13 protein-coding genes and 1 pseudogene are annotated in these 25149 nt (G+C 70.4%); 11 read left to right on the top strand and 3 right to left on the bottom strand.

Translation table 11 applies throughout. The annotated features are described in order from the left end of the window. Positions 1-96: 96 nt before the first annotated feature. The 3 genes from CFRA_RS01830 to CFRA_RS01840 form a co-directional block, all read right to left on the bottom strand. Positions 97-1086: a metal ABC transporter solute-binding protein, Zn/Mn family gene (locus tag CFRA_RS01830; protein WP_245797629.1), complete on the bottom strand. Its 990-nt coding sequence runs from the start codon at positions 1084-1086 to the stop codon at positions 97-99. Positions 1087-1534: 448 nt separating this feature from the next. Further along, on the bottom strand, positions 1535-3643 hold the full coding sequence (locus CFRA_RS01835; RefSeq protein WP_075663197.1) for a PTS sugar transporter subunit IIABC: 2109 nt from the start codon (positions 3641-3643) through the stop codon (positions 1535-1537). Positions 3644-3963: 320 nt separating this feature from the next. Next, positions 3964-5076 (bottom strand): esterase/lipase family protein, encoded by a 1113-nt coding sequence (locus CFRA_RS01840; protein WP_075663198.1) that lies wholly within the window; start codon positions 5074-5076, stop codon positions 3964-3966. Positions 5077-5519: 443 nt separating this feature from the next. On the opposite strand from CFRA_RS01840, the gene rplJ reads away from it, so the two are divergent. From rplJ to CFRA_RS01895, 11 genes and pseudogenes are all read left to right on the top strand, one after another. Further along, positions 5520-6035, top strand: coding sequence for a 50S ribosomal protein L10 (gene rplJ, locus CFRA_RS01845; protein ID WP_075663199.1), 516 nt, complete (start codon positions 5520-5522; stop codon positions 6033-6035). Between the two features lie 105 nt (positions 6036-6140). After that, positions 6141-6527, top strand: coding sequence for a 50S ribosomal protein L7/L12 (gene rplL / locus CFRA_RS01850; protein ID WP_075663200.1), 387 nt, complete (start codon positions 6141-6143; stop codon positions 6525-6527). A gap of 398 nt (positions 6528-6925) precedes the next feature. Beyond that, entirely contained in the window at positions 6926-8833 is a 1908-nt protein-coding gene (locus CFRA_RS01855) for a TIGR03773 family transporter-associated surface protein (protein WP_083666774.1), read from the top strand. Beyond that, positions 8830-10614, top strand: coding sequence for a metal ABC transporter solute-binding protein, Zn/Mn family (locus CFRA_RS01860; RefSeq protein WP_083666775.1), 1785 nt, complete (start codon positions 8830-8832; stop codon positions 10612-10614). Before CFRA_RS01855 ends, CFRA_RS01860 begins: the two co-directional genes overlap by 4 nt. A 19-nt stretch (positions 10615-10633) precedes the next feature. Further along, on the top strand, positions 10634-11791 hold the full coding sequence (locus tag CFRA_RS11535) for a choice-of-anchor M domain-containing protein (RefSeq protein ID WP_245797630.1): 1158 nt from the start codon (positions 10634-10636) through the stop codon (positions 11789-11791). After that, positions 11788-12561 carry an anchored repeat-type ABC transporter ATP-binding subunit gene (locus CFRA_RS01870; protein WP_075663204.1) on the top strand — a complete coding sequence of 258 codons (774 nt, stop codon included), beginning with the start codon at positions 11788-11790 and terminating at the stop codon, positions 12559-12561. The genes CFRA_RS11535 and CFRA_RS01870 overlap by 4 nt, the downstream gene beginning before the upstream one ends. Continuing rightward, positions 12555-13370: pseudogene (locus tag CFRA_RS11805) on the top strand (anchored repeat-type ABC transporter permease subunit); the annotation flags it as partial. The gene CFRA_RS01870 and the pseudogene CFRA_RS11805, both read left to right, overlap by 7 nt. A 282-nt stretch (positions 13371-13652) precedes the next feature. Then, positions 13653-15974 carry a choice-of-anchor M domain-containing protein gene (locus CFRA_RS11810; RefSeq protein ID WP_281247478.1) on the top strand — a complete coding sequence of 774 codons (2322 nt, stop codon included), beginning with the start codon at positions 13653-13655 and terminating at the stop codon, positions 15972-15974. A 10-nt stretch (positions 15975-15984) separates the two neighbouring features. Beyond that, positions 15985-17187 (top strand): cell envelope lipid trafficking protein PgfA, encoded by a 1203-nt coding sequence (gene pgfA / locus CFRA_RS01885; protein WP_075663205.1) that lies wholly within the window; start codon positions 15985-15987, stop codon positions 17185-17187. A 303-nt stretch (positions 17188-17490) separates the two neighbouring features. Then, positions 17491-20985, top strand: coding sequence for a DNA-directed RNA polymerase subunit beta (gene rpoB, locus CFRA_RS01890; RefSeq protein WP_075663206.1), 3495 nt, complete (start codon positions 17491-17493; stop codon positions 20983-20985). A gap of 144 nt (positions 20986-21129) precedes the next feature. Beyond that, on the top strand, positions 21130-25137 hold the full coding sequence (locus CFRA_RS01895; protein ID WP_075663207.1) for a DNA-directed RNA polymerase subunit beta': 4008 nt from the start codon (positions 21130-21132) through the stop codon (positions 25135-25137). Positions 25138-25149: the final 12 nt, after the last annotated feature.

Here is a 25149-nt window from a genome sequence, read left to right on the forward strand (position 1 = left end):
GCGGGGCGTCAGCGCCGGCGGCGCCCGCGGCGGCGTCGGAGCCGGCGCCTGGGGCGGTGACGGATGCAGCTGCGTCGTGTGCGCGGGCGTCGTCAGTCACCGGGCGGCCCCGAGCTCGTCGGCGACGGCGTCGACGTTGTGGTTGAACGCGCCCAGGTAGGTGTCGACGCCCGCGTCGGCGCCCAGCGAGTCCGCGAACAGCTCGCGGTCGGAGACGCGCACGTCCCAGCCGCGGGCGTGGACGGCCTCCTTCAGCGAGGTGATCGCCTGCGGGTTCGCCTGGTTGTCCTGGAAGATGGCCGGGACCTTCTTCTCGGCGATGAGGTCGGCGAGCTCGGAGATCTCGGCGGCGGAGAGCTTCGCCTCGGTGGAGACGAAGTCGGTGGCGTGGATGTCCAGGTCGAAGGTGCGGCCGAAGTAGTTGAAGGCGTCGTGGCCGGTGATCAGCACGCGCGGCTCGGGCACGTCGTCGAGGCGCTCGTGGGCGCGCTGGACGGCGGCGTCGATGTCGTCCTTGTACCTGTCGGCGTTGGCGTGGAACTCGTCGGCGCGGTCCGGCACGGTCTCGGCGAGCTTGTCGGCGACCTCGTCGACGACGAGGCTCCAGGCCTCCGGGCTGTTCCACACGTGCGGGTCGTGCAGGGCGTTGCCCTCGTCGTCGGTCTCGGGCCAGTCGAGCAGCAGGTCCTCCGGCAGCTGGTCGCCGACCGCGAGCTGCTTGTCGCCGAGGGAGGCCAGCTGGTCGTCCATCTGGGCCTCGAGGTGCAGGCCGTTCCAGAAGACGAGGTCGGAGTCGCGCAGCTTCTCGATGTCCTTGGTCGAGGGCTGGTAGGTGTGCGGGTCGCCGCCGGGGCCGACCATGGTGGTGATCTCCGCGGTCGGGTCGATCGTGGCCACGGCGTCGGCGAGGTAGCCGGTGGTGGCGTAGACGGACAGGGGAGCGTCGGAGTCCCCGCCGGAGGTGGCGTCGCCGCCGGCGCAGCCGGTCAGCGTGATCGCCGCGGCGCCGAGGACGGCGGCCAGGGCGCGCAGGGGGTTGCGGGAGCGGCGGTTGCGGTTGTTCCCGCTGGTGAGTGAGGGAGACACGGTGGCCTTTCTACTGAAAGCGTACTGAAAATCAGTTCCAAGGAAACTAAAGTTCAATATAAAGAACTCGTGTGTTTGGGGCAAGGGTGGGCTGTGTGGTGTGTGTCTCCGGGGCAGGGAAGGGGCGGCCAGCCGGTGGGCGCGTTGGTGCGGGGCGGTGGCCCTTCTGCGCCGGCGCGGTGCGGTGGTCGGTGTGTCGGCCGGTGGGTTTCGGGGGGGGGGCGGTGGGGTCGGGCGGGCACGGGTGTCTAGGCGTCGGCCGGATGTCAGACTGTGCGACCGCGCGGGCGCACACCGTGACGGTCCCGCGACCGTTATGCGAAAAGGTGCAGTTCAGCGGCGCGACGAAAAGCGGGCTGTCAGATTGTGCGACCCCCACTTCGCACAAACTGACAGCCCGTCCCCCGAACCCCCTGAGCCCCGGTGGAAAGCCTGCTCCCCGGAACCCCTACCGCTGCACGGGCTCGCGGTGTCCGAGCCGCACCTTCTTGACGTCCTTGCCCTTGTCCACGTCGGAGTCGCGGAAGCCGAAGAAGTAGGTCAGGGCGAACGCCACGGCCAGCGAGGTGCCCGTGGCCAGCAGGTAGCCCCAGAAGCTGGAGTCGAGCCCGTCGGGGTTGACGAAGCTGGTGAACCCGATGACCGAGCCCGTGAACCCCCACATGTTCACGTTGAACAGCCCGGTGAGCAGCCCGCCGCACGCGCCGCCGATCGAGCCCATCAGGAACACCCGCCCGTACTTCAGGTTGATGCCGTACATCGCGGGCTCGGTGACCGAGCACAGCGCGGAGATCGTCGCCGGCGCGGCCAGGGTCTTGATCTGGGCGAGCTTGGTGCGCACCAGCACGCCGAGCGCCGCGCCGCCTTGGGCGACCATCGTCGCGGAGATGATCGCGTTGAGGTAGGAGTGCCCGGTCAGCGCGAGGTCCTGCGCGACCAGCGGGATGACGGCCCAGTGCAGCCCGAAGATGACCAGGCCCTGGTAGAGCCCGCCGATGACGGTGCCCGAGATCGTCGGGGAGGCCTCGTAGAGGAACTGGATGCCGCTGGCGATGCCGGTGGAGATGATCATCACGATCGGCCCGAGCACCAGCAGGATCGCCAGCGAGACGACCACGACCTCGATCAGCGGCGCGAAGATCATGCGCAGCGTGGCGGGGATGACCTTCTTCAGCCACGGCTCGAGCCGGGAGGCCAGCCACGCGGCCACGATCACCGGGAAGATCGAGTAGGAGTAGCTGGCCAGCGGGAACGGGATGCCGAAGAAGTCGGCGTTGAGCGCCATGCCGGCCACCGTGCTCGCCCCCGGGTCCTGGTTCTCGGGGTCGGCCATCTCCACCAGCGTCGGGTAGCACAGCACGCCGCCGATGATGCCGACGATGACCGGGTTGGCGCCGAGCCGTTTGGCCGCGGTGTAGCCGACGAAGATCGGCAGGAAGAAGAACACCGCGTCGCTCATCGCGTTGATGATCGCGTAGGTCGGGCTGGCCTCGTCGACGAGCTCGAAGTTGAGCAGCAGCGACAGGACACCCTTGATGATGCCGCTGGCCGCCAGCAGCCCGATGATCGGGATCATCGACCCGGTGATCACGCCGATCAGCTCGCTGAACCCCCACTTCAGCCAGCCCCACACGCTGTCCGGCCGCTCGCGCTCCTCGGCCCCGGCCCCCGCCGCGTCGTCGTCGCCGGACCCGCCGAGGCGCGCGACCACGGCGTCGTAGACGTCCTCGACCTCCGGGCCGATGACCACCTGATACTGCCCGCCGGCACGCACCGTCTCGATGACGCCCTCGCTCGCGCCGACCGCGTCGTCGTCGGCCTTCGCGTCGTCCTTGAGGTACATCCGCACCCGCGAGATGCAGTGCGTGACGTTGCGGATGTTCTCCGCCCCGCCCACCCCGGCGATGATGTCCCAGGCCGTCGCGTCGTGGCCGGTCAGTTCCGGCGGGCGGCCTTCGCTTGCCGACGTCCCGTCCGTCCCCGTGGCTGCGTCCGTCGCGGCCGCCGCCCCGGCGCCGCCCGCCGCGGCCGCGCCCGCGTCGGAATCCCCGGACGCCGCGGCGTCGTCAATCTTGTCCGGTCCCTCCGCCGTCTCTTCGCCCTTCGGGTGGGCGCGGGCGACCTCGTCGCCGGCCGCGGCGGGGCCCTCGTCGACCTCGAGGCTGTCGAGCTTCTTCTTCGAGTTGGCGATGACCACGACCGTGTCGGTCTTCTTGCCGGCGTCCTCGATGGCGGCGGCGTCCATCGTGCCGAGGCGGTCGCCGGCCTCGACGGTGTCACCCTTCGCCACGGTGATCTCGAAGGGGGCGCCGTCGAGCTCCACGGTGTCGAGGCCGAGGTGGACGATGAACTGCAGGCCGTCGGCGTCGGTGATGCCCACGGCGTGGCCGGTCTTGGCCACCATGACCACCTCGCCGGCGACCGGGGCGAGGACCTCACCTCCCGGGGTGCCGGTGATGCCGAAGCCCTCGCCCATGGTCTTCTTCGCGAAGACCTCGTCGGGGATCTCGGTGATGTCCGTGACCGTGCCCTTGATCGGCATGCGCACGACTGTCATGGGCTCGTCCCTTCGTTGTCGACTGGTCGGCCCGGCCCGGGCATGCGCGCGGCCGCACATGTGTGGCGCGGGTCATTTGGCACCACAGAATACGCGGATCGCATGTGCGGCGAGGTGCGGCGGCGGGGTGGGGAGTGGAAGCGGGGGCTGGAGGCGGGGCGGTAGCGGTCGGGTGTCGTCGGGTGGGCGGGGATCCGCTGCTTTCGGGGGCTTACTCCCGCTCGGTGCCGGATTGTGCGGCGGCGCGGGCGCACACTGTGACGGTCCCGCGACCGTTATGTGAAAAGATGCAGGTCAGCGACTCGGTGAAAAACGGGGTGTCAGAGTGTGCGACGCCGACGTCGCACACTCTGACGTGCTCGGCGCCGACGGGGCAGCGACACCCGCGGCAGGTGGCGGGGGAGCGCCCCGAAGAAGGGCAGGACCGTGCCGGTGACCGCCGGGTGGGCGGCGCGGTAGCTCTCGGCGTCGTCGGAGAGCGCCTCGAGGACCAGGTCGATGACGTGCGGGGAGTAGAGCATCGCCAGGTGGTCGCTGAAGTCGGCGAACGCGCCCTGCTGGACCAGCACGTTGCGCACCCGCGCGCCGGGGCCGGCCTCGAGGAACTGGGTGCGCCACGGGGTCACCACCGTGTCGTACCGGGTGCACAGCATCGTGTAGTCGACACCCGGGACGGTGTCGCCGTGGCGGTTGAGGTGCGCCATCGCCGGCGAGCCGACCAGCTGGTCCAGGGCGGCCTGCCCCCCGATGCGGCACAGGAGCCGCGCGCCGAGCTCGCCGCGGCGGGTGCGGGTCGTGCCGCCGGCGCCGGGCTCGGGGGCGAGGTCGGCGTCGGGCCCGGGAGTCCCCGCGGCGCCGGGCTCGACCGCGTCGGCGTCGGCGACACCGTTCCGGCCGAGGCCCAGGATCCGGGGCAGCCACGAGTAGGTGCCGTGGTTGCTCCCGCCCAGTCCGATGACCCGGCGCACCCGGTTGCGGGCCAGGTCCGCGGCATCGGCGCCGCCGGAGTCGGTCAGGTACATCCGCGCCTGCGCGACCCCCTGCGAGTGGGCCACCAGGTCGACCTGCCGGGCGCCGGTGCGCTCGAGGACCTCATCGATGAAGGCGGCGACCTCGGCGCGCGAGTCCATAAGCCCGCGCGTGCCGTGGACGCCGGGCAGACGCCCGGCCAGGCTCGAGGTGTCGCGCCCGTAGTCGAAGCAGAAGACCGCGTGCCCGGCCGCCGCCAGTCGCGGGGCGAGCATCTCCCAGGTGTTGTAGGAGTTCATCCAGGTGCCGTGGATGAGCACCACCGGCACGCGGCCCTCGAGCGGCTCGTCCCAGCGGTTGACGCCGCGCGGGCGGCGGTCGGGGTGCAGGAAGGAGCGGATCCAGGTGCCCAGGAAACTCGCCGCGGCCTGCGCGTCCGCTCCGGTGTCTCCGCTTCGCTCCATGCCAGCCAAGCTACCGCCGCAACGCCACGGCCGCCCCGGTGCGGGGCGATAAGGTGGGGCACCGAGGTAGGGGAGGCACGCGGAGTGCGGTGCGGCAGCGGCGGAACGCCGGGTGCGAAAGCGGCGGATCAACAACCCCGCGCACTCCCCGCACCGCACCGCGATTTGGTCGCGGCGTAAACGCCGGGTACGCTTCACATCCGAAGTTTGAACGGCGACGTCGCCCCGCGCGGGCGTCGGAAATCGCCGAGCTCAAGTTTCACCTAAGACCGTCGGTCACCCGGGCAACCGGGTCGAAGGCTCCCGGGCAACCGGGACGGCCCACGCAGGAGACACTTGGAGCCCACATCCTGTGGCCCCGTGCTCCCTGCACGGGGTTTTTCCTTTGGGAGGGACCCCGGGCGGACAAACCGCATACGTTCACGAGGAAGGAGGCGAAGTACATGGCGAACCCGAAGAACGAGGCCGATCTCAAGGCCCTGCAGAACCGTTTCGAGGAAGCCGACAGCGTGGTGCTCACCGAGTACCGCGGGCTGACCGTCGCCCAGACCACCGAGCTGCGTCGCTCGCTGGGCCCGGACGTCCAGTACTCCGTCGCCAAGAACACCCTTCTCAAGCTGGCCGCCAAGGACGCCGGTGTCGAGGGTCTTGACGAGTACCTCAACGGCCCGACCGCCATCGCCTTCATCAAGGGCGAGGCCGTCGACGCCGCCAAGGCGCTGAAGAAGTTCGCCGAGGCGAACGAAGCGCTCATCGTCAAGGGTGGCTACATGGATGGCAACCCGCTGACCCCCGACCAGGTGAAGGCCATCGCGGATCTCGACAACCGCGAGACCACGCTGGCGAAGCTGGCCGGTGCCATGAAGGGCAACTTGGCCAAGGCCGCCCGCCTGTTCAACGAGCCCGCCGGTCAGGTCGCACGCCTGGCTGGTGCGCTCCGCGACAAGCAGGACGCCTAACCCACTTTTCACAACCCCACACACTTTCCGCCCCCGGCCGCCGCTACCGAACCGGCCACCGCGCCACCGGTCGCCGAGGGCAACAACACAGAAAGGAAGCCCGCCATGGCTAAGCTTTCCAAGGACGAGCTCATCGAGGCCTTCAAGGAAATGACCCTCATCGAGCTCTCTGAGTTCGTCAAGGAGTTCGAGGACGTCTTCGACGTCTCCGCCGCCGCTCCGGTCGCCGCCGTCGCCGCCGCCCCGGGTGCCGACGCCGCCGCCCCGGCCGAGGAGAAGGACGAGTTCGACGTCGTGCTCGAGGACGCCGGCGCCAAGAAGATCGGCGTGATCAAGGCTGTCCGCGAGATCGTCTCCGGCCTGGGCCTGAAGGACGCCAAGGACCTCGTCGAGGCTGCCCCGAAGGCCGTCCTCGAGGGCGCCAACAAGGAGGACGCCGAGGCCGCCAAGACCAAGCTCGAGGAGGCCGGCGCCACCGTCACCCTGAAGTAGTCCACTTCAGGGCCGGTAGGGCTCGATTGCCGACGCCGCGCGCGTCGGCCTAGTGCCCGACCGAGCGCTTTCCACCCGCACCCGCCGCATTGCGCGGCGGGTGCGGGTTTTTCGTGTGTCTGGGGGTGGGGTTCGGCCGGGGCGTGGGGTGGGGCCGGCTGGGTCCGGCAAAATGTGGACCAAGTCGGGGAGCGGGAGAAATTCTCCTGGGGAAACGCGGGCGGCGCGGAAACTTGGTGCACATTTTGCCGGGGCAGGAGGCGGGCGCGGAACTGTATTGAAAATAGTTTTCACCCGTTCGGGGGATACCGGTTGGTTTTCAATAATGAAAACGAGTGTCAATAGACTACCTTCGGACTGTCAACTCCCCGTCCATCCCTCACGGAAAGGCAGTCCCCATGCTCCGAGTCCGCTCTCTTCCCGCGCTTCTGGCCGCGGTGGTCCTCTTCGTGATGGTCGCCGGCGCCGGCTGGACCTGGACCGATGAACCGCGCCTGGGAGGTGCGGGCGTCGGTGCGTCTGCCGATGGCGTCGCGCGTGCTGAGGGCGTCGAGGGTGTTGCCTCGGGCGCGGCTCGGGGTACCGCGGGTGAGCCTGTCGGCGCGGTTGCTCCGGTGGCGGAGGAACGCGTCGTGCTCGACCACGGCCACGTGGACGCCTTCAACGTCACCGCCCAGGACGGCGGGCTGCACCTCAACCTCAAGGAGGACGTCACGGGTTTGCACGTCACCCGCGATCCCGCCGAGGTGCTCCTGCGGGTGAAGGAAGCGGCCCACAACGATGAGGTCGAGAACATGCCGGAGATCGGCAAGCCGGGGTACTTCCTGCCGCAGGTCCAGGACCACGACAACGACCTGCTCTGGCCGGGCTGGGACACGCTGGGTGTGGCCGGCGGCGGCTTCGGTGCGGTCGACATCGAGTTCGAGGAGATCGAGGGGCCCGGCGAGGTGCACCTCTTCCAGACCGGGACGTTCGGGGACGTCAAGCCCCTCGCCGGTTCGACCAGGCTGACCGGCGGGTCCGTGATCCACCAGGCCTTCCCGGCGCACACGCACGCCAACTGGGTCTTCACCGAGCCCGGCGAATACCGGATGACCGTGCGCGCCACCGCCGGTGAGGTCTCCTCGCAGTCGGCGACCTACACCTGGCAGGTCGGCGATGACGCGGAGGCGACCGATGACGCGGACGATCCGGGTAACACGGACGACTTGGGCGATGAGACCGGCGTGGGTGACCTGGACGCCGACAGCGGCACGGGCGCCGGGGGAGAGACCTCCGGTGACCGCGGTTCGGGGGGCGAGATCCCGGGCAAGGGCCCGGGCTCGGCCCCCGGCAAGTCCGGCGACTCGGACAAGGCCGGTAAGCCGGGCAAGTCCGGCAAGCCCGGTAAGTCCGGTAAGTCCGGCGACAGGAAGGCCGCGCAGCCGAAGGCCACCGGCGGCAAGGGCTCCGGCTCCGGGAGCTCCACGGCCGGCGGCTCCGGTTCCGAGGGCTCGGGGAGCGCCGCCGGTTCCGATGACGCGCAGTGCGTCGCCGCCGTGACCCCGCTGATCAAGGACGACCGCGCGAACCCCGCCGAGTGGCGCGACCCGGCCGAGATGAACTTCGGACTCGGCTCGGCGGCCGAGGTCGACCTGCCGCAGGACCTCGGGCCCGTGCCCGCCGGCAAGGCCTGGATGATCGGCTCGACCCAGCAGTCCGGCGTGCCGTGGCTGGGGGCGAACACCCAGCACGAGACCATGCGTGAGCACACCTCCGGTGAGGTGACCTGGCAGCTGACCTCCTTCGAGGGGCCGGGACCGATGTACGTCTACACCCAGGGCCAGCTCGGCCAGGTCGTCGGCGAGGAGTGGTTCTCCGCCGCCGACGGCCAGGGCTCCGGCACGGCCACCCTCGCCGAGAACAGCCACGTCCACCCCAGCTGGGTCTTCGGCGAGGCGGGCACCTACCGCCTCGGCATCCGTCAGACCGTCCAGCTCAACGACGGCCGCGACGTCAGCGGCACCGGCACCGTGACCTTCACCGTGGGTGGTTCCGGCAACGCCGACGAGGGGCACTTCGACCTCGGCGCGGCCGTCAACCCCGACGGCGAGTCCGACTGCGCCAACGGCGCGGCCGGCGGCGCGGCCGACGGCGCGGCGGGGGAGGCCGGCGGCTCCGGCGCCGCCGGTGGCGGATCGGGCGGCCCCGGCGCCCTGGCCGAGACCGGCGCGAGCTACATGACCCTGCCGTACGCGGTGGCCGGCCTCGGCGTGTTCGTCCTGGGCCTGGGGGTGCTCGCCGGAGCACGGAGCGCACGTCGATGAGGCGGCGCGGGCGTCGGAAATCGGTCGTGTGCGCGAGCCTGTGCGCCGTCGCCCTGGCGGCGGCCGGCTGCGCCGCACCCGCGCAGGAGAAGGACCCGGGCCTGACGAAGGTCGTGGCCACCACGCCGGTCATCGGCGACATCGCGCGCAACGTCGCCGGCGGGCGCGCCGAGGTCACCGACCTCATCCCCGCCGGCGCCGACCCGCACTCCTATGAGCCTGGGCTGCGCGCGGTGCGCGACGTGGCCAACGCGGACCTCGCGCTGACCAACGGGCTGCTGCTCGAGCAGGCCTCGCTGGCGCGCACCGTGGAGTCCGGCACCCGGCCCGGCGTGCCGGTCATCCCGGTCGCCGAGCAGGCGCCGCGTTACGGGGTCGAACACCTGCCGCTGGTGGAGAACGTCGCGCTCGACGCGGTGTGGCTGGGCCTGCGCGTCGCCGAACCCGGCGGAGGCCGCGCATTGAGTGGAGCGCCGGGCGCGAACGACACGACGTCCGAAGCGGGCGGTGCGAACGGCACGACGTCCGACGCGGCGGGCGCGAATGACGGGACCGGCACCGGACCCGTCGACCGCGGCGCCCAGGTCGAGCTGCGCGCGACCGGACTGCGCGGTCCCGGCGAGGCCGCCGCCTTCGTCACCGGCACCTTCGGCACGCCCGAGGTCTACTTCAACTCCCGCGACGGCTTCCGCGCCGCCGACGGCTACCGCGACGACACCGCGACCCTGCCCGTCGGCGCGCACACCCACGTCAGCTGGGCGTTCAGTGCGCCCGGCGCGTACGCACTCGACCTGGAGGCCTGGCTGGTGCCGCGCCCGGGCGAGAAGCCGCGGCGCATCGGTGAGCGCACGGTGGACATCGCCGTCGGAGTCGACCCGGCCCGCGAGTTCCCGGGCAGGACCGTCCTGGACGCCGGGCACGTCGACATCACCGCCGACCCCTTCGCGGGGACGGGCCCCGCCGCCGACGCTGCGGCCGCCGCACCCGCCATCGACGCAGCACCCGCCACGCAGTCCACGCAGCCCACGGCGACGTCGGCGCCGACGGCGACCGACGGGACGTCGGCAAGCACGGAGCCCGTCCGCCTGCGCTCGGGCGACGGCGCGCAGGCGACGTGGCACGCCACCGACGAGGCGGTCATCGGCGTGCCGGCGTCGACGCTGCAGCAGATCCCGCCGGAGCCGACCTACCGCTTCCTGGGCACCCCGGGCGACGAGACGTACCTGCTGCCGCAGGCCGTCCTCGGCGCGCACGTCCACGGCGAGGTCGACCCGCACCTGTGGCACGACGTCGCCGCCGGCATCGCGTACACGCAGGTCATCCGCGACGCGCTGTGCGACGTCGACCCCGCGGGCACCGCCGGCTACCACGAGCGCGCGGCGGCCTACATCGCGCGCCTCGAGGAGCTCGACGAGCGGGTGCGCGACCGGCTCGCCGCGATCCCGCGGGAGAACCGCCACCTGGTCACGACCCACGACGGCTACGGCTACCTCGCGCGCGCCTACGGCGTCCCGGTCGCGGGCTTCGTCACGCCCAACGCCGGGGTGGAGCCCAGCGCGCGGGACATCATCGCGCTGACCCGCACGCTCGAGAGCCTGCGCGTGCCCGCCGTCTTCCTCGAGCCGAACCTCGCGGGCCGCGCCAACGACCTCACCGAGGCCGCCGACCGGCTCGGCATCCGTGTCTGCCGCCTCGACGGCGACACGTTCACCGAGCCCGTGGGCACCTACGTCGAACTGATCGAGTCCAACGCGGACTCCCTGGCCGAGTGCCTGGGCTGAACAACAAAAGAGAGGACCCATGACTTCAACCGCCCACCTGTCACCCCGATTGACGACGTCGCGCCCGGCGCCCCTGGCTCTCGTGTTCTGCGTCGCCGCGTTGCTCGTGGCCTGCCTCGCCATCGCCTGGCCCGGGGCGGTCGCGGGCGCGCAGGGCGGGCAAGACCCCGCCCTCGAGCAGACCGTCGACGCCGACGAATCGGTCGCCCCGGCCGGCACCCCGGCTGAGCTGACCGCCGGCCACGCCGACATCGGCCCCGTCATCACCGACGACGACGTGGAGCTGATGGTGCGCGACGACCACGCCGAGCCGCCCGTGTGGCGCCACCTCGACGACGTGGTGGTGCGCGTGCCCGACGCCGCGAAGCAGACGCTGCCGGAGGAGGGCGACCTCTCCTTCACCGGCGCGGAGCCCGGCCAGGACGTGTGGGTCGTGCCCCAGACCGAGCTGGCCGGGGTGCCGTGGCTGGGCTGGAACACCCAGCACCCGGGCGTGGTCGACTACGCCGACCGCGGCGTGACCCTGGAGCTCGCCGGCTTCGACGGGCCGGGACGGTTCAGTCTCTTCCTGCAGAACGGCGGCTTCGAAAAGCCGCAGGTGCTGTGGAACTCCGCCGAGGAGGGCCGCCAGGGACTCTGGGTCGACTCCAACACCCACACCCACGCCAACTGGGTCTTCACCGAGCCGGGCGTCTACCACGTCGCGGTGCGCGTGCTGGTCACCGGTCGCGACGGCACCGAGCGGGCGGACACCCGTGCGCTGACCTTCGCCGTCGGCGACGGCACCGAGGCCACCGCCGGGTCCTGGGACGGCACCGAGCGGCCCGAGGACGGTGACTCCGAGGGCACCGGGTCCGAGGGCGCGGGTGACGCCGGGGCCGGATCCGGTGACGGTTCGGGCGCCGGTGACGGCTCCGGCTCCGCCGACGCAGCCTCGGCCGGCGTCGTCGGCACCGACTCCCGCCAGATCGGCCTCATCGCCGGGCTGGCCGGCGGGGCCGCCCTGCTCGTCGCCCTCGGCGTGTGGGCCGGCTCCCGGGCCGACGCCCGCCGGCGCCGCCGGGCCGCCGAGAAGTTCGCCGGGTACGGCGGCGGGGACGGCGACAGGCACGTCGGTGGGAGCGACACCGGCCATGGCGTCAGGTACCGCGACGGACACGACGGGAGGACCGCGTGAGCCTGCTCGAGATCCGCGAGGTCGGCGTGACCCTGGCCGGCCGCACCGTCGTCGAGCCGACCGACCTGGACGTCGAGGCCGGCGAGTTCGTCGGTCTGCTCGGCCCCAACGGCGCCGGCAAGACCACGCTCATGCGCGCGGTGCTCGGCCTCGTGCCGGCCGCAGGCCGGGTGACCCTGGCCGGGGCGAGCGGGCGGGCGCTGCGCCGCCGCGTCGGCTACGTGCCCCAGCGCCACGACGTCAACTGGGACTACCCGCTGAGCGTGCACGCCTGCGTGCTCGGCGGGCGCCTGGGGCTGCGCCCCGTCTTCCGCGGCCCCGGCGAGACCGACTACGCCGCCGCGGCCGAGGCGCTCGCCCGCGTCGGGCTCTCCGGACTGGCCACCCGCACCATCGGCGAGCTCTCCGGCGGGCAGCGCCAGCGCGTGCTCGTCGCCCGCGCGCTCGCGCGCCGCCCGGACCTGCTGCTGCTCGACGAACCCTTCACCGGCCTGGACCACCCGGCCACCGAGGCGCTCCTCGAGCTCTTCGCCCGGCTGTGCGCGGAGGGCACCACCGTGCTCATGTCCACCCACAACCTGCCCGAGGCGCAGCACTCCTGCTCGCGCCTGATCCTGTTCAACCGCACCGTGCGCGCCGACGCCGCCCCCGACTCGCCGCTCCTGCGCTCCGCCGAGCCGTGGACCGCCACCTTCGGCGTGCGCCCCGAGTCACCCCTGCTGGCGTCCCTGGGCGTCGGCGCGGGCCGCGAGGAGGTCGCCGCATGCTAGAGATCAGCCTGGTCGAGTTCGTCTCCGACCTGACCAACCCCGCCCTGGCGTTTCTGCCCAAGGCGCTGCTCATGGCCGTGCTCACCGCGGCCGTCGGCGCCGTGGTGGGCACCCACGTCGTGCTGCGCGGCATGGCCTTCATCGGCGACGCCGTGGCCCACGCCGTCTTCCCCGGCATCGCGGTGGCCTTCCTGCTGCAGGGCTCGGTGCTGCTCGGCGGGGCGGTCTCGGGCGCGGTCGTCGCCGTGCTCGTGGCCGTGACCTCGCAGCGCCGCCGCGTGCGCGAGGACTCCGCCATCGGCGTCTTCTTCGCCGCCGCCTTCGCACTCGGCGTGGTGATCATCTCGCGCACCCGCGGCTACACCGCGAACCTGACGACCTTCCTGTTCGGCTCCATCACCGGGGTGACCACCGCCGACCTGTGGATCACCGCCGCCGTCGGAGCCGCGGTCGTCGTCACCCTGCTCGCACTCGGGCCGTACCTGGTGGCCGTCTCCCTGGACCGGGAGACCGCGCGGGCGATGAACCTGCCCGTGCTTGCGCTGGACCTGGTGCTCTACCTCGCCGTGACGGCGGCGGTGGTGATCTCGGTGCGCTCCATCGGCAACATCCTGGTGCTCGCGCTGCTGATCACCCCGGCGGCCACCGCGCGCATGCTCACCCGCCGCCTGGCGTCGATGATGGCGCTGGCCTGCGCGATCGGCGTGGTCGGCGCGGCCGCGGGCATCTACGTCTCCTGGTCGGCGGACCTGCCGGCCGGGGCGACGATCGTGCTCGTGCTCACCGCCTTCTTCGTGGTCACCTGGCTCGCCCGTGGGCTGTGGCCCGTCGACGGCACCGCCGCTTTCCGACGCCCCGTCGGTCGCCGTCCGCGCGCCCGCGGCGGCGAGCGCGCGGGGCGTGGCAGCCGCCCGGCCGCTGTCGCGGCCTCCGCGGTGGCCGCCTGCCTCACGCTGGGTGCCACGGTGCTCGTCGCACCCGCCCCGGCGGTCGCGGCCGAGGATGCGGCGGGGGAGGACCCCTCGTCGGAGGAGACCCCCGCGCACGCGGCGAAGACGCACCGCCCGGGCGAGCCCGGCCACTCCGTCGACGTGCCGGAGGACACGACCTACGAGACCGTCGACGGCACGACGGAGCCTCACCCGTGCGCGGGGCGCAGGTTGCTCTACCGGTCGCACATCGACGCCCTCTACGCCACCCGTGACAGGGACAAGAAGCTGACGATGGCCGTGGTCAACGGCCAGCAGGTCGAGCCGGCCGAGGAATCCTGCCTGCGCCTGGCTCCCGACGCGGACAACTCGGGCAAGGAGGTCTCGCGCTTCCGTCTGCCCGACAACCCGGCGCTTTCCTTCCTGGGTAAACCCGGCGACGTGTTCTGGATCGGTCCGCAGCAGATGCCGTTCAGCCAGGACTGGCGCCCGCTGTGGGCGGGTATCGGCGCCTTCGACCCGGCCCACGAGTTTGAGGTGCCCAAGGACTTCGAGAACAACGAGGTCACCTTCGAGCTGACCGACTTCTCCGGCCCGGAGGGCGGTCAGGTGCACAACTTCTTCGGCAGGTTCGGCGACAAGGAGATGGAGCGGACCTTCGGCGCGCCCGAGGGGCCGAAGAGCTTCACCGCCGGGGTCGGCTCGCACGGCCACTACAACTGGACGTTCACCGAGCCCGGCATCTACAGCTTCACCTGGAGGGCGCGCGGCAGGCACACCGACGGCACCGAGGAGGTCTCGGAGGAGGTCACCCAGACCTGGCTGGTCGGCTCCGACGAGCAGGTCGGTCTGCCCGAGGGCACCACCACCGGCCTCAACGAGATCACCGAGCCGGTCGAGCCTGAGGCGACCGATCCGACCCCGGGCGAGAAGCCTGGTTCGGGAGGCACGAGCAGCCCCGAAACGAGCGCGCCGGGCCGTCCCGGAGACAGCGACTCGCCCGCTGACCGGCGCCACCCCATCAGCTCCGGGCACATGGACCTCGCCCTCGGCGCGAAAGACGGCAGGCCCTTCGTCTACCTCAAGGACCAGGAGGACGTCACCAACGAGCAGAAGAGGAAATCCGGCACCTTCACCTTCCTGGTCCCCGACGCCGCGCGCGGTGATCTCGGTGGCCAGATCTCGGGCATCGACGGGAAGGTCTGGGTCCTGCCGGACGTCCAGAAACCCAATCTGCCCTGGGTCGGCTTCTCGACGACGGACGCCGGCAAGGCCGTCAGCGACTCTGATCCGGTGACTGTGCGCATCGCGGACTTCAAGGGGCCCGGCCGCATGGTCACCGCGCACTCGGGACTCACCGGCAGCAAGGTGGTGCTCGACTCGGATGACAAGAACTCGAGTGTCACGTACGGAGCCGGGGCCCACGACCACCAGGCCTTCGTGTTCACCGAGCCGGGGAACTACACGGTGACCTTCGAATTCACGGGGAAGTTTGCGGGCCAGGACCTCGACGAGCGCCTCGAGGCGCACTTCGCGGTCGGTGCGGACGACGGCACCGGCGAGAATCCCGCGAACGATCCAGAAAGCGAGAATGGAGTCGAGGAAGTGGCCAATACTGGTGGACTCAAGAAAGCCTTCGCGAGTCTGAACAAGGCGATCGAGAAACTCGGCCGTGCTCTGACCAAGGCCCTGCGCACGGTCATTGGCTCCGGTCCGGGCGATACGGGGCGCGACGGGGCGGCCAAGACCCGACCGACATCTAAGCCCAAGGAGTCGGTTCCGGACACCGGGGAGGGGAACGCCCTGGGCGAGACCGCCACCCCGACGCCCGGGAGCGATGCCGGCACGGGATCGACCGGCGGCACCGACGGTGGCCACTCGAACGGGTCCGACGGGAAGTCCGCGGCAGGGGACAGCAAGTCCCCGGCGGAGTCCGGGAAGTCCATCTCTGGCGGAGAATCCTCGGCCGGCGGCGGATCTGCTCAGGCCAATGGGAAGAGCGCCGGTTCCGGGACCTCCGGTTCGCAGTCCGGAGAGCAGGCGAAGTCCGCGGCGAAGGGCTCGGGCGCCAAGTCGGACAAGTCGCCGGCGCAGGCCAAGTCCAGCAGGTCCGGAAAGTCCGCTAAGTCCGGCAAATCGTCGACCTCGGCGAAGTCATCCAAGGCGAACGGCTCCGCCGGCGGGATCCGTCGTCTCAGCAAGGACGGCGCGTCCGGGGAGCAAGAGAACGAGGAGAACGACGCGCACGCCATCCGGGCGGACGGCGCCGACAGGCAGCCGGGCGACGCGGAGACCGGGACGGCGGCCACCGGGAGCGTCGGCACGCCGGACTGGTGGTCCGGCCTGGTCCTCGGACTCGGCATCGCGGCGCTCATCGCCGGGCTGATCATGCTGTTCAACGCCCGCCGCACCGTCCGGGTGGCCCGCGAGCGAGACGCCGACACCGCGCGCGGCGCGTCGCGGGGCCCCGGAAGCGCCGGGTAGACTCGCGGCCATGCTGCCGAAGTCCCGAGTCGTCTCCGCCCTGCTGGTGGGGCTTGGCGTCGCGCTGCTGGTCGCGGGGCTCCTCGCCCCGCGCCTGCTGCCCTCCGACGCCCGCCTGCCCCTCGACATCGGCCAGCAGACCTGGACCGTGCACGACGATTCCGCGCGCACCCGGCTGATGACCGACCCGGATGGGCGGGTGCTGGACTCGCCGGTCTCGCGTCAGTACCACCTCACCGTCGAGGAGCCCTCGGACGACGACACCGTCTCCGTGCGCGTCGGCTCGACCCTCTCGCGCGACAGCATGCAGGACGACGCTGACCGCCTGATCACCGCCGGCGTGTGGAACTGGCGCATGGACCGCCTGACCGGCGAGCCCGAGGGGGCGGCGCTGCTCAGCGACCAGCTGGCCAGCCCGACCACCGAGGTCGACATGGGCGGGGTCTGGCTGAAGTTCCCCGCGGACGTCCAGCAGACCACCTACGACGTCTTCGACGAGACGCTGCGTGAGGCCCACCCGGCCGAGTTCCAGGAGGAGCTCGAGATCGACGGCCGCGAGGTCTACCGCTACCACCAGGTCATCGAGCCCGCCAACGTGCGCGAGCGCTACGCCGGCGTCTTCAACGAGACCAACCTGCCCGCGCCCGAACAGCCCGCCGAGGGAGAGCCCGCCGAAGGCGACGCACCCGAGGGCGAGGCCCCGGCCCCGGAGGAGGGCGCTCAGCCCGAGAACGCGGAGGGTGAGGCTCCCGAGGGGGAGAACCCGGAGGGTGCGGCCCCCGAGGGCGAGGCTCCCGCCCCCGAGGCCCCGGCCGACACGGGGGAGAAGGGGTACCTCTTCCACTCCGCCGAGCGTGACTACTATGTCGACCAGACCACGGGCCTGGTGGTCAAGATCGACGAGAAGATCGACGACTACTACGGCACCTCGGACGGTCAGAAGGTCCAGGAGGTCCTCGAGTTCGACGGGACCATGGACGACTCCCAGGTCTCCGAGCTCCTCGACGCCGCGTCCGAGAGCGACGCCGCCGGCGCGACCGTCCCGGTCGCCTGGGCCCTCGGTGTCATCGGCGCGCTGGTCGCGCTCCTCGGCGTTCTCGGTTCCTTCGGCGTCTTCGGCGGACGACACCGGACCGACGAGAGCCGTCGGGCCGCCCGACGTGCCGACGACGGGGACCGCTCGGTCGCGCGCCGGGTCACCCGCTCCGAGTAGCCGCCGGCGTCCCGCCGCCGGCCGCCCGGAGATCAGGACCGCGCATTCCGGGAGCGCACGGGCGCACGCCGGCCGCCCTTAACACAGTCCTTGCGTGAGCGCCATACGTGGTATAGGCTATTTCTTTGCGCTGGAATCCGCCACCGGTGCCGCACCGCCTTGCTGACGCCTCAAATTTACGAGGCGATTTGACAAGGTGATTTTGTGCTATCCGGGGGCGGGGATTCCAAAGCAGAGAAAAATGCTAATCTACCAGCGGATATGCCGCCGCCCGCGCCCAGGCGGCCAGGCTCTCCGCACGAGGTGCTGGAAGGACCCATCTTGGCAGTCTCCCGCCAGACCAAGTCAGTGGCCGACATCCCTGGCGCGCCCAAGCGCCACTCTTTCGCTAAGTACACGGAGCCCATCGAGATCCCGGGGCTCCTCGATCTGCAGCGCGAGTCTTTCGCCTGGCTGATCGGAACGCCGGACTGGCGTGCCCGCAAGCAGGCCGAGCGCGGCGAGGACGCCGTCGTCGCCAGCGGCCTCGAGGACATCCTCAACGAGCTCTCGCCGATCGAGGACTACTCCGGCAACATGTCCCTCTCGCTGTCCGAGCCGCGTTTCGAGGACGTGAAGTGCTCCATCGAGGAGTGCAAGGACAAGGACATCAACTACGCGGCCCCGCTCTACGTGACCGCGGAGTTCATCAACAACGAGACGCAGGAGATCAAGTCCCAGACCGTCTTCATCGGCGACTTCCCGATGATGACCGACAAGGGCACCTTCATCGTCAACGGCACCGAGCGTGTCGTCGTCTCGCAGCTGGTCCGTTCGCCCGGTGTCTACTTCGACCGGACCATCGACAAGTCCACGGAGCGCCCGCTGCACTCCGTGAAGGTCATCCCGTCGCGCGGTGCGTGGCTCGAGTTCGACGTCGACAAGCGGGACACCGTCGGCGTGCGCATCGACCGCAAGCGTCGCCAGCCGGTGACCGTCCTGCTCAAGGCGCTCGGCTGGACCACCCAGCAGATCACCGAGCGGTTCGGCTTCTCCGAGCTGATGATGTCCACCCTCGAGAACGACGGCGTGGAGAACACCGACCAGGCCCTGCTCGAGATCTACCGCAAGCAGCGCCCGGGCGAGCAGCCCACCCGCGAGCTGGCCCAGTCGCTGCTCGACAACGCCTTCTTCAAGCCGAAGCGCTACGACCTGGCCAAGGTCGGCCGGTACAAGGTCAACCGCAAGCTCGGCCTGGGCGGCGACCACGACGGTCTGATGACGCTGACCGAGGAGGACATCGCCACCATCCTCGAGTACCTCGTCCGGCTGCACGCCGGCGAGCGCGAGATGACCGCCCCCAACGGCGAGACCATCCGCGTCGAGACCGACGACATCGACCACTTCGGCAACCGTCGTCTGCGTACCGTCGGCGAGCTGATCCAGAACCAGGTCCGCGTGGGCCTGTCCCGCATGGAGCGCGTCGTGCGCGAGCGCATGACCACCCAGGACGCGGAGTCGATCACGCCTACCTCGCTGATCAACGTCCGCCCGGTCTCCGCCGCCATCCGCGAGTTCTTCGGCACCTCCCAGCTCTCGCAGTTCATGGACCAGAACAACTCGCTGTCGGGCCTGACCCACAAGCGTCGCCTCTCGGCCCTGGGCCCCGGCGGCCTGTCGCGTGAGCGCGCCGGCATCGAGGTCCGCGACGTCCACCCGTCACACTACGGCCGCATGTGCCCGATCGAGACCCCTGAGGGCCCGAACATCGGCCTGATCGGCTCGCTGGCCACCTACGCCCGCGTGAACTCCTTCGGCTTCATCGAGACGCCGTACCGCAAGGTCATCGACGGCAAGGTCACCGACACCGTCGAGTACCTCACCGCCGACGAGGAGGACCGTTACTCCATCGCCGAGGCGAACACCGAGGTCAACTCCGACGGCGAGATCGTCCAGGAGCGCATCGAGGTCCGCGTCAAGGACGGCGACATCCAGGTCACCGGCCCGCAGGGCGTCGACTACCTCGACGTCTCCCCGCGCCAGATGGTCTCCGTGGCCACGGCCATGATTCCGTTCCTGGAGCACGACGACGCCAACCGTGCCCTGATGGGCGCGAACATGCAGCGTCAGGCCGTGCCGCTGCTGCGCTCCGAGTCCCCGTACGTGGGCACCGGCATGGAGAAGCCGGCCGCCTACGACGCCGGCGACCTCATCATCTCGAAGCACGCCGGCGTGGTCGAGGACCTCGCCGCCGACTTCATCACCGTGATGGACGACGAGGGCGCCCGCCACACCCACATCCTGCGCAAGTTCGAGCGCACCAACCAGGGCACCTGCTACAACCAGACGCCGCTGGTCAACATCGGTGACCGCGTCGAGGTCGGCCAGGTGCTGGCCGACGGCCCCGGCACCCACCAGGGCGAGATGTCGCTGGGCCGCAACCTCCTGGTCGCGTTCATGCCGTGGGAGGGCCACAACTACGAGGACGCCATCATCCTCAACCAGCGCATCGTCGAGGAGGACATCCTCACCTCGATCCACATCGAGGAGCACGAGATCGACGCGCGCGACACCAAGCTGGGCGCCGAGGAGATCACCCGCGAGATCCCGAACGTCTCCGAGGACGTGCTCAGCGACCTCGACGAGCACGGCATCGTGCGCATCGGCGCCGACGTGCGCGCCGGTGACATCCTCGTCGGCAAGGTCACCCCGAAGGGTGAGACCGAGCTGACCCCCGAGGAGCGCCTGCTGCGCGCCATCTTCGGCGAGAAGGCCCGCGAGGTGCGCGACACCTCCCTGAAGGTGCCCCACGGCGAGACCGGCAAGGTAATCGGCGTGCGCCGCTTCTCGCGTGAGGACGACGACGACCTGGCCGCGGGCGTCAACGAGATGATCCGCGTCTACGTCGCCCAGAAGCGCAAGATCCAGGACGGCGACAAGCTCGCCGGCCGCCACGGCAACAAGGGTGTCGTCGGCAAGATCCTGCCGCCGGAGGACATGCCGTTCATGGAGGACGGCACCCCGATGGACATCATCCTGAATACCCACGGTGTCCCGCGTCGTATGAACATCGGCCAGGTCCTCGAGACCCACCTCGGCTGGCTCGCCGCCGCCGGCTGGCACGTGGACCCGGACGACCCGAAGAACGAGGAGCTGCTCAAGACGCTGCCGGAGGACCTCTACGACGTGCCCGCCGGTTCGCTGACGGCCACCCCGGTCTTCGACGGCGCGAGCAACACCGAGATCGCCGGCCTGCTGCAGAACTCGCTGCCCAACCGTGACGGCGACGTCATGGTCGACGGCGACGGCAAGACCCGCCTCTTCGACGGCCGCTCCGGCGAGCCCTTCCAGTACCCGGTCTCGGTCGGCTACATGTACATGCTGAAGCTGCACCACCTGGTCGACGAGAAGATCCACGCCCGCTCCACCGGCCCGTACTCGATGATCACCCAGCAGCCGCTCGGTGGTAAGGCCCAGTTCGGTGGCCAGCGCTTCGGCGAGATGGAGGTGTGGGCCATGCAGGCGTACGGCGCGGCCTACACCCTGCAGGAGCTGCTGACCATCAAGTCGGACGACGTGGTCGGCCGCGTGAAGGTCTACGAGGCGATCGTCAAGGGCGACAACATCCCGGACCCGGGCATCCCCGAGTCGTTCAAGGTGCTGCTCAAGGAGCTGCAGTCGCTGTGCCTGAACGTGGAGGTACTCTCCGCCGACGGCACGCCGATGGAGCTCTCCGGCTCCGACGACGACGACATGGAGGGCTCGTCGCTGGGCATCAACCTCTCCCGCGACGAGCGTTCCGACGCCGACATCGCATAACCACGGCGACCCCCGCCCACGGGCGAGAACCGCACCGCGCAACTGACGCGGCGTCGGCAATCGCCCGGGGCAGGGGCCTCACACCGCCAAGTTCTCTTACCGCCATTTCAATCCCTCCCCCAAGGGGAGGTGAAAGGGAGTTACGTGTTCGACGTAAACCTCTTCGACGAGCTTCGCATCGGCCTGGCCACCGCCGAGGACATCCGCCGTTGGTCCAAGGGCGAGGTCAAGAAGCCGGAGACCATCAACTACCGCACCCTCAAGCCCGAGAAGGACGGCCTGTTCTGCGAGCGCATCTTCGGGCCGACCCGCGACTGGGAGTGCCAGTGCGGCAAGTACAAGCGCGTCCGTTACAAGGGCATCATCTGTGAGCGCTGCGGCGTCGAGGTGACCAAGTCCAAGGTGCGCCGTGAGCGCATGGGCCACATCGAGCTGGCCGCGCCGGTCACCCACATCTGGTACTTCAAGGGCGTGCCCTCGCGCCTGGGCTACCTGCTGGACCTGGCGCCCAAGGACCTCGAGCGCATCATCTACTTCGCCGCCAACATCATCACCAGCGTCGACGACGAGGCCCGTCACGCGGACCTCGAGGACCTCGAGGCCGAGATGCTGCTGGAGAAGCAGGACGTCGAGCACGACGCCGACTCCGAGATCGCCGAGCGCTCCAAGAAGCTCGAGGAGGACCTCGCCGAGCTCGAGGCCGCCGGCGCCAAGGCCGACGCCCGCCGCAAGGTGCAGAACGCCGCGGACAAGGAGATGCAGCACATCCGCGAGCGCTCCGAGCGCGAGATCGAGCGCCTCGACGAGATCTGGAACACCTTCGTCAAGCTCGCCCCGAAGCAGATGATCATCGACGAGTCCATCTACGAGGAGCTCGTCGACCGCTACGAGGACTACTTCACCGGCGGCATGGGCGCGGAGGCCATCCAGACCCTGATCCGCAACTTCGACCTCGACGCCGAGGCCGAGAGCCTGCGCGAGACCATCGCCAACGGCAAGGGCCAGCGCAAGATGCGCGCCCTCAAGCGCCTGCGCGTGGTCGCCGCCTTCCAGCGCTCCGGCAACGACCCGGCCGGCATGGTCCTGGACGCGATCCCGGTCATCCCGCCGGAGCTGCGCCCGATGGTGCAGCTCGACGGCGGCCGCTTCGCGACCTCCGACCTCAACGACCTCTACCGTCGCGTGATCAACCGCAACAACCGCCTCAAGCGCATGATCGACCTCGGCGCCCCCGAGATCATCGTGAACAACGAGAAGCGCATGCTGCAGGAGTCCGTCGACGCGCTGTTCGACAACGGCCGTCGCGGCCGTCCGGTCACCGGCCCGGGCAACCGCCCGCTGAAGTCGCTGTCCGACCTGCTCAAGGGCAAGCAGGGCCGCTTCCGTCAGAACCTGCTGGGTAAGCGTGTCGACTACTCGGGCCGTTCCGTCATCATCGTCGGCCCGCAGCTCAAGCTGCACGAGTGCGGCCTGCCGAAGCTGATGGCCCTCGAGCTGTTCAAGCCGTTCGTGATGAAGCGCCTGGTCGAGCACGACTACGCGCAGAACATCAAGTCCGCCAAGCGCATGGTCGAGCGTCAGCGCCCCGAGGTCTGGGACGTGCTCGAGGAGGCCATCTCCGAGCACCCGGTGATGCTCAACCGCGCCCCGACCCTGCACCGCCTGGGCATCCAGGCCTTCGAGCCGAAGCTCGTCGAGGGCAAGGCCATCCAGCTGCACCCGCTGGCCTGTGAGGCCTTCAACGCCGACTTCGACGGTGACCAGATGGCCGTGCACCTGCCGCTGTCCGCGGAGGCGCAGGCCGAGGCCCGCATCCTGATGCTCGCCTCGAACAACATCCTGTCGCCGGCCTCCGGTAAGCCGCTGGCCATGCCGCGACTGGACATGGTCACCGGCCTGTACTTCCTGACCATGGACAAGGGCCCGGACGAGCTGGGCGGCCAGGGCCGCTACGTCGCGCCGTCCGAGGACCACCCGGCCGAGGGCGTGTACACGACCATGGCCGAGGCGATCATGGCGCGCGACCGTGGCGTGCTGGGCCTGCAGGCTCCGATCCACGTGCGCATCTCCCACCTGCGTCCGCCGGAGGAGATCGAGAAGGAGCAGTTCCCGGAGGGCTGGCAGCGCGGCCAGACCTGGCTGGCGGAGACCACGCTCGGCCGGATCATGTTCAACGAGCTGCTGCCGTGGGACTACCCGTACCGCGAGGGCGTCATGGTCCGTAAGGGCGGCGGCTCCGGCAAGATCCTGCTCGGCGACGTCATCAACGACCTCGCCGCGAAGTACCCGATGATCACCGTCGCGCAGACGATGGACAAGATGAAGGACGCCGGCTTCTACTGGGCCACCCGCTCGGGTGTGACCATCTCGATGGCCGACGTGCTCGTCCTGCCCAACAAGCACGAGATCCTCGAGCGCTACGAGGAGGAGGCCCGCCAGATCGAGCGCAAGTTCTGGGACAAGGGCGCCCTGACCGAGCGCGACCGCTACGACCGCCTGGTCGAGCTGTGGCAGACCGCCACCAACGAGGTCGGCGAGGCCGTCGAGGCCCTGTACCCGGACGACAACCCGATCCCGATGATCGTGAAGTCGGGCGCCGCCGGCAACATGCGTCAGATCTGGACCCTGGCCGGCATGAAGGGCATGGTCGTGAACTCGCGCGGTGAGTACATCACCCGCCCGATCAAGACCTCCTTCCGTGAGGGCCTGTCGGTGATGGAGTACTTCAACAACTCCCACGGTTCCCGTAAGGGCCTGGCCGACACCGCCCTGCGTACCGCCGACTCCGGTTACCTGACGCGTCGTCTGGTCGACGTCGCCCAGGACGTCATCGTCCGCGAGGAGGACTGCGGCACCCGCCAGGGCGTGCGCGTCCCGGTCGCCGAGGAGCTCCTCGACGCCGAGGGCAACGTCACCGGCTACGCGCCGCACCCGCTCAACGAGACCACGGTCGCCGGCCGCGTGCTGGCCACCGACGCCTCGAACGCGGACGGCGAGGTCGTCCTCGAGGCCGGTTCCGACCTCAACGAGACCAACATCAACAAGCTGGTCGACGGTGGCGTCACCGAGATCAAGGTCCGCTCCGTGCTGACCTGTGAGACCCCGGCCGGCGTGTGCGCGAAGTGCTACGGCAAGTCGATGGCGACCGGCAAGCTGGTCGAGATCGGCGAGGCCGTCGGCATCGTCGCCGCCCAGTCGATCGGTGAGCCCGGTACCCAGCTGACGATGCGTACGTTCCACCAGGGCGGCGTCGGCGGCGACATCACCGGTGGTCTGCCGCGTGTCCAGGAGCTGTTCGAGGCCCGCGTGCCGAAGAACTGCGCCCCGATCGCCTCGGCGGCCGGCACGGTGCACCTCGAGGACCAGGGCAACTTCTACACCCTGCGTCTCTCGCCGGACGACGGCGGCGACGACATCGTCTACGAGAAGCTGTCGAAGCGCCAGGGCCTTGCCCAGGTGCGTCGTCCGATGGAGTCCAACCCGCAGGCCACCATCGAGCGTGCGCTGCGCGAGGGCGACCACGTCGAGGTGGGCGACCGCCTGCTGCGTGGCCCGGCCGACCCGCACGACGTGCTCGAGGTCCTCGGCCGCCGCGGTGTGGAGAAGCACCTGATCGACGAGGTCCAGGCGGTCTACCGCACCCAGGGTGTGTCCATCCACGACAAGCACATCGAGATCATCATCCGCCAGATGCTGCGTCGTGGCACCGTCATCGACTCCGGCTCCACCGAGTTCCTCCCGGGCACCCTGGTGGACCTCTCGGAGGCGAAGGCCGCCAACGCGGAGGCCCTGGCCTCCAACGGCGACCCGGCCGAGCTGCGCAGCGAGATCATGGGCATCACCAAGGCCTCGCTGGCCACGGAGTCCTGGCTGTCGGCGGCCTCCTTCCAGGAGACCACCCGCGTGCTCACGGACGCCGCGATCAACAAGCGCTCCGACAAGCTGATCGGCCTGAAGGAGAACGTGATCATCGGCAAGCTGATCCCGGCCGGCACCGGCATCTCGCGCTACCGCAACATCTCGGTCAAGCCGACCGAGGCGGCGCGCAACGCCGCGTACCCGATCCCGACCTTCGGCGAGTCGATCTACGGCGACGACTTCGGTGGCGAGTTCACCGGCGCCTCCGTGCCGCTCGACGAGTTCGAGATGTAGGTCGCGCTTCAG

The sequence above is a fragment of the Corynebacterium frankenforstense DSM 45800 genome, from assembly GCF_001941485.1.
Classification (GTDB): Bacteria; Actinomycetota; Actinomycetes; order Mycobacteriales; family Mycobacteriaceae; genus Corynebacterium; species Corynebacterium frankenforstense.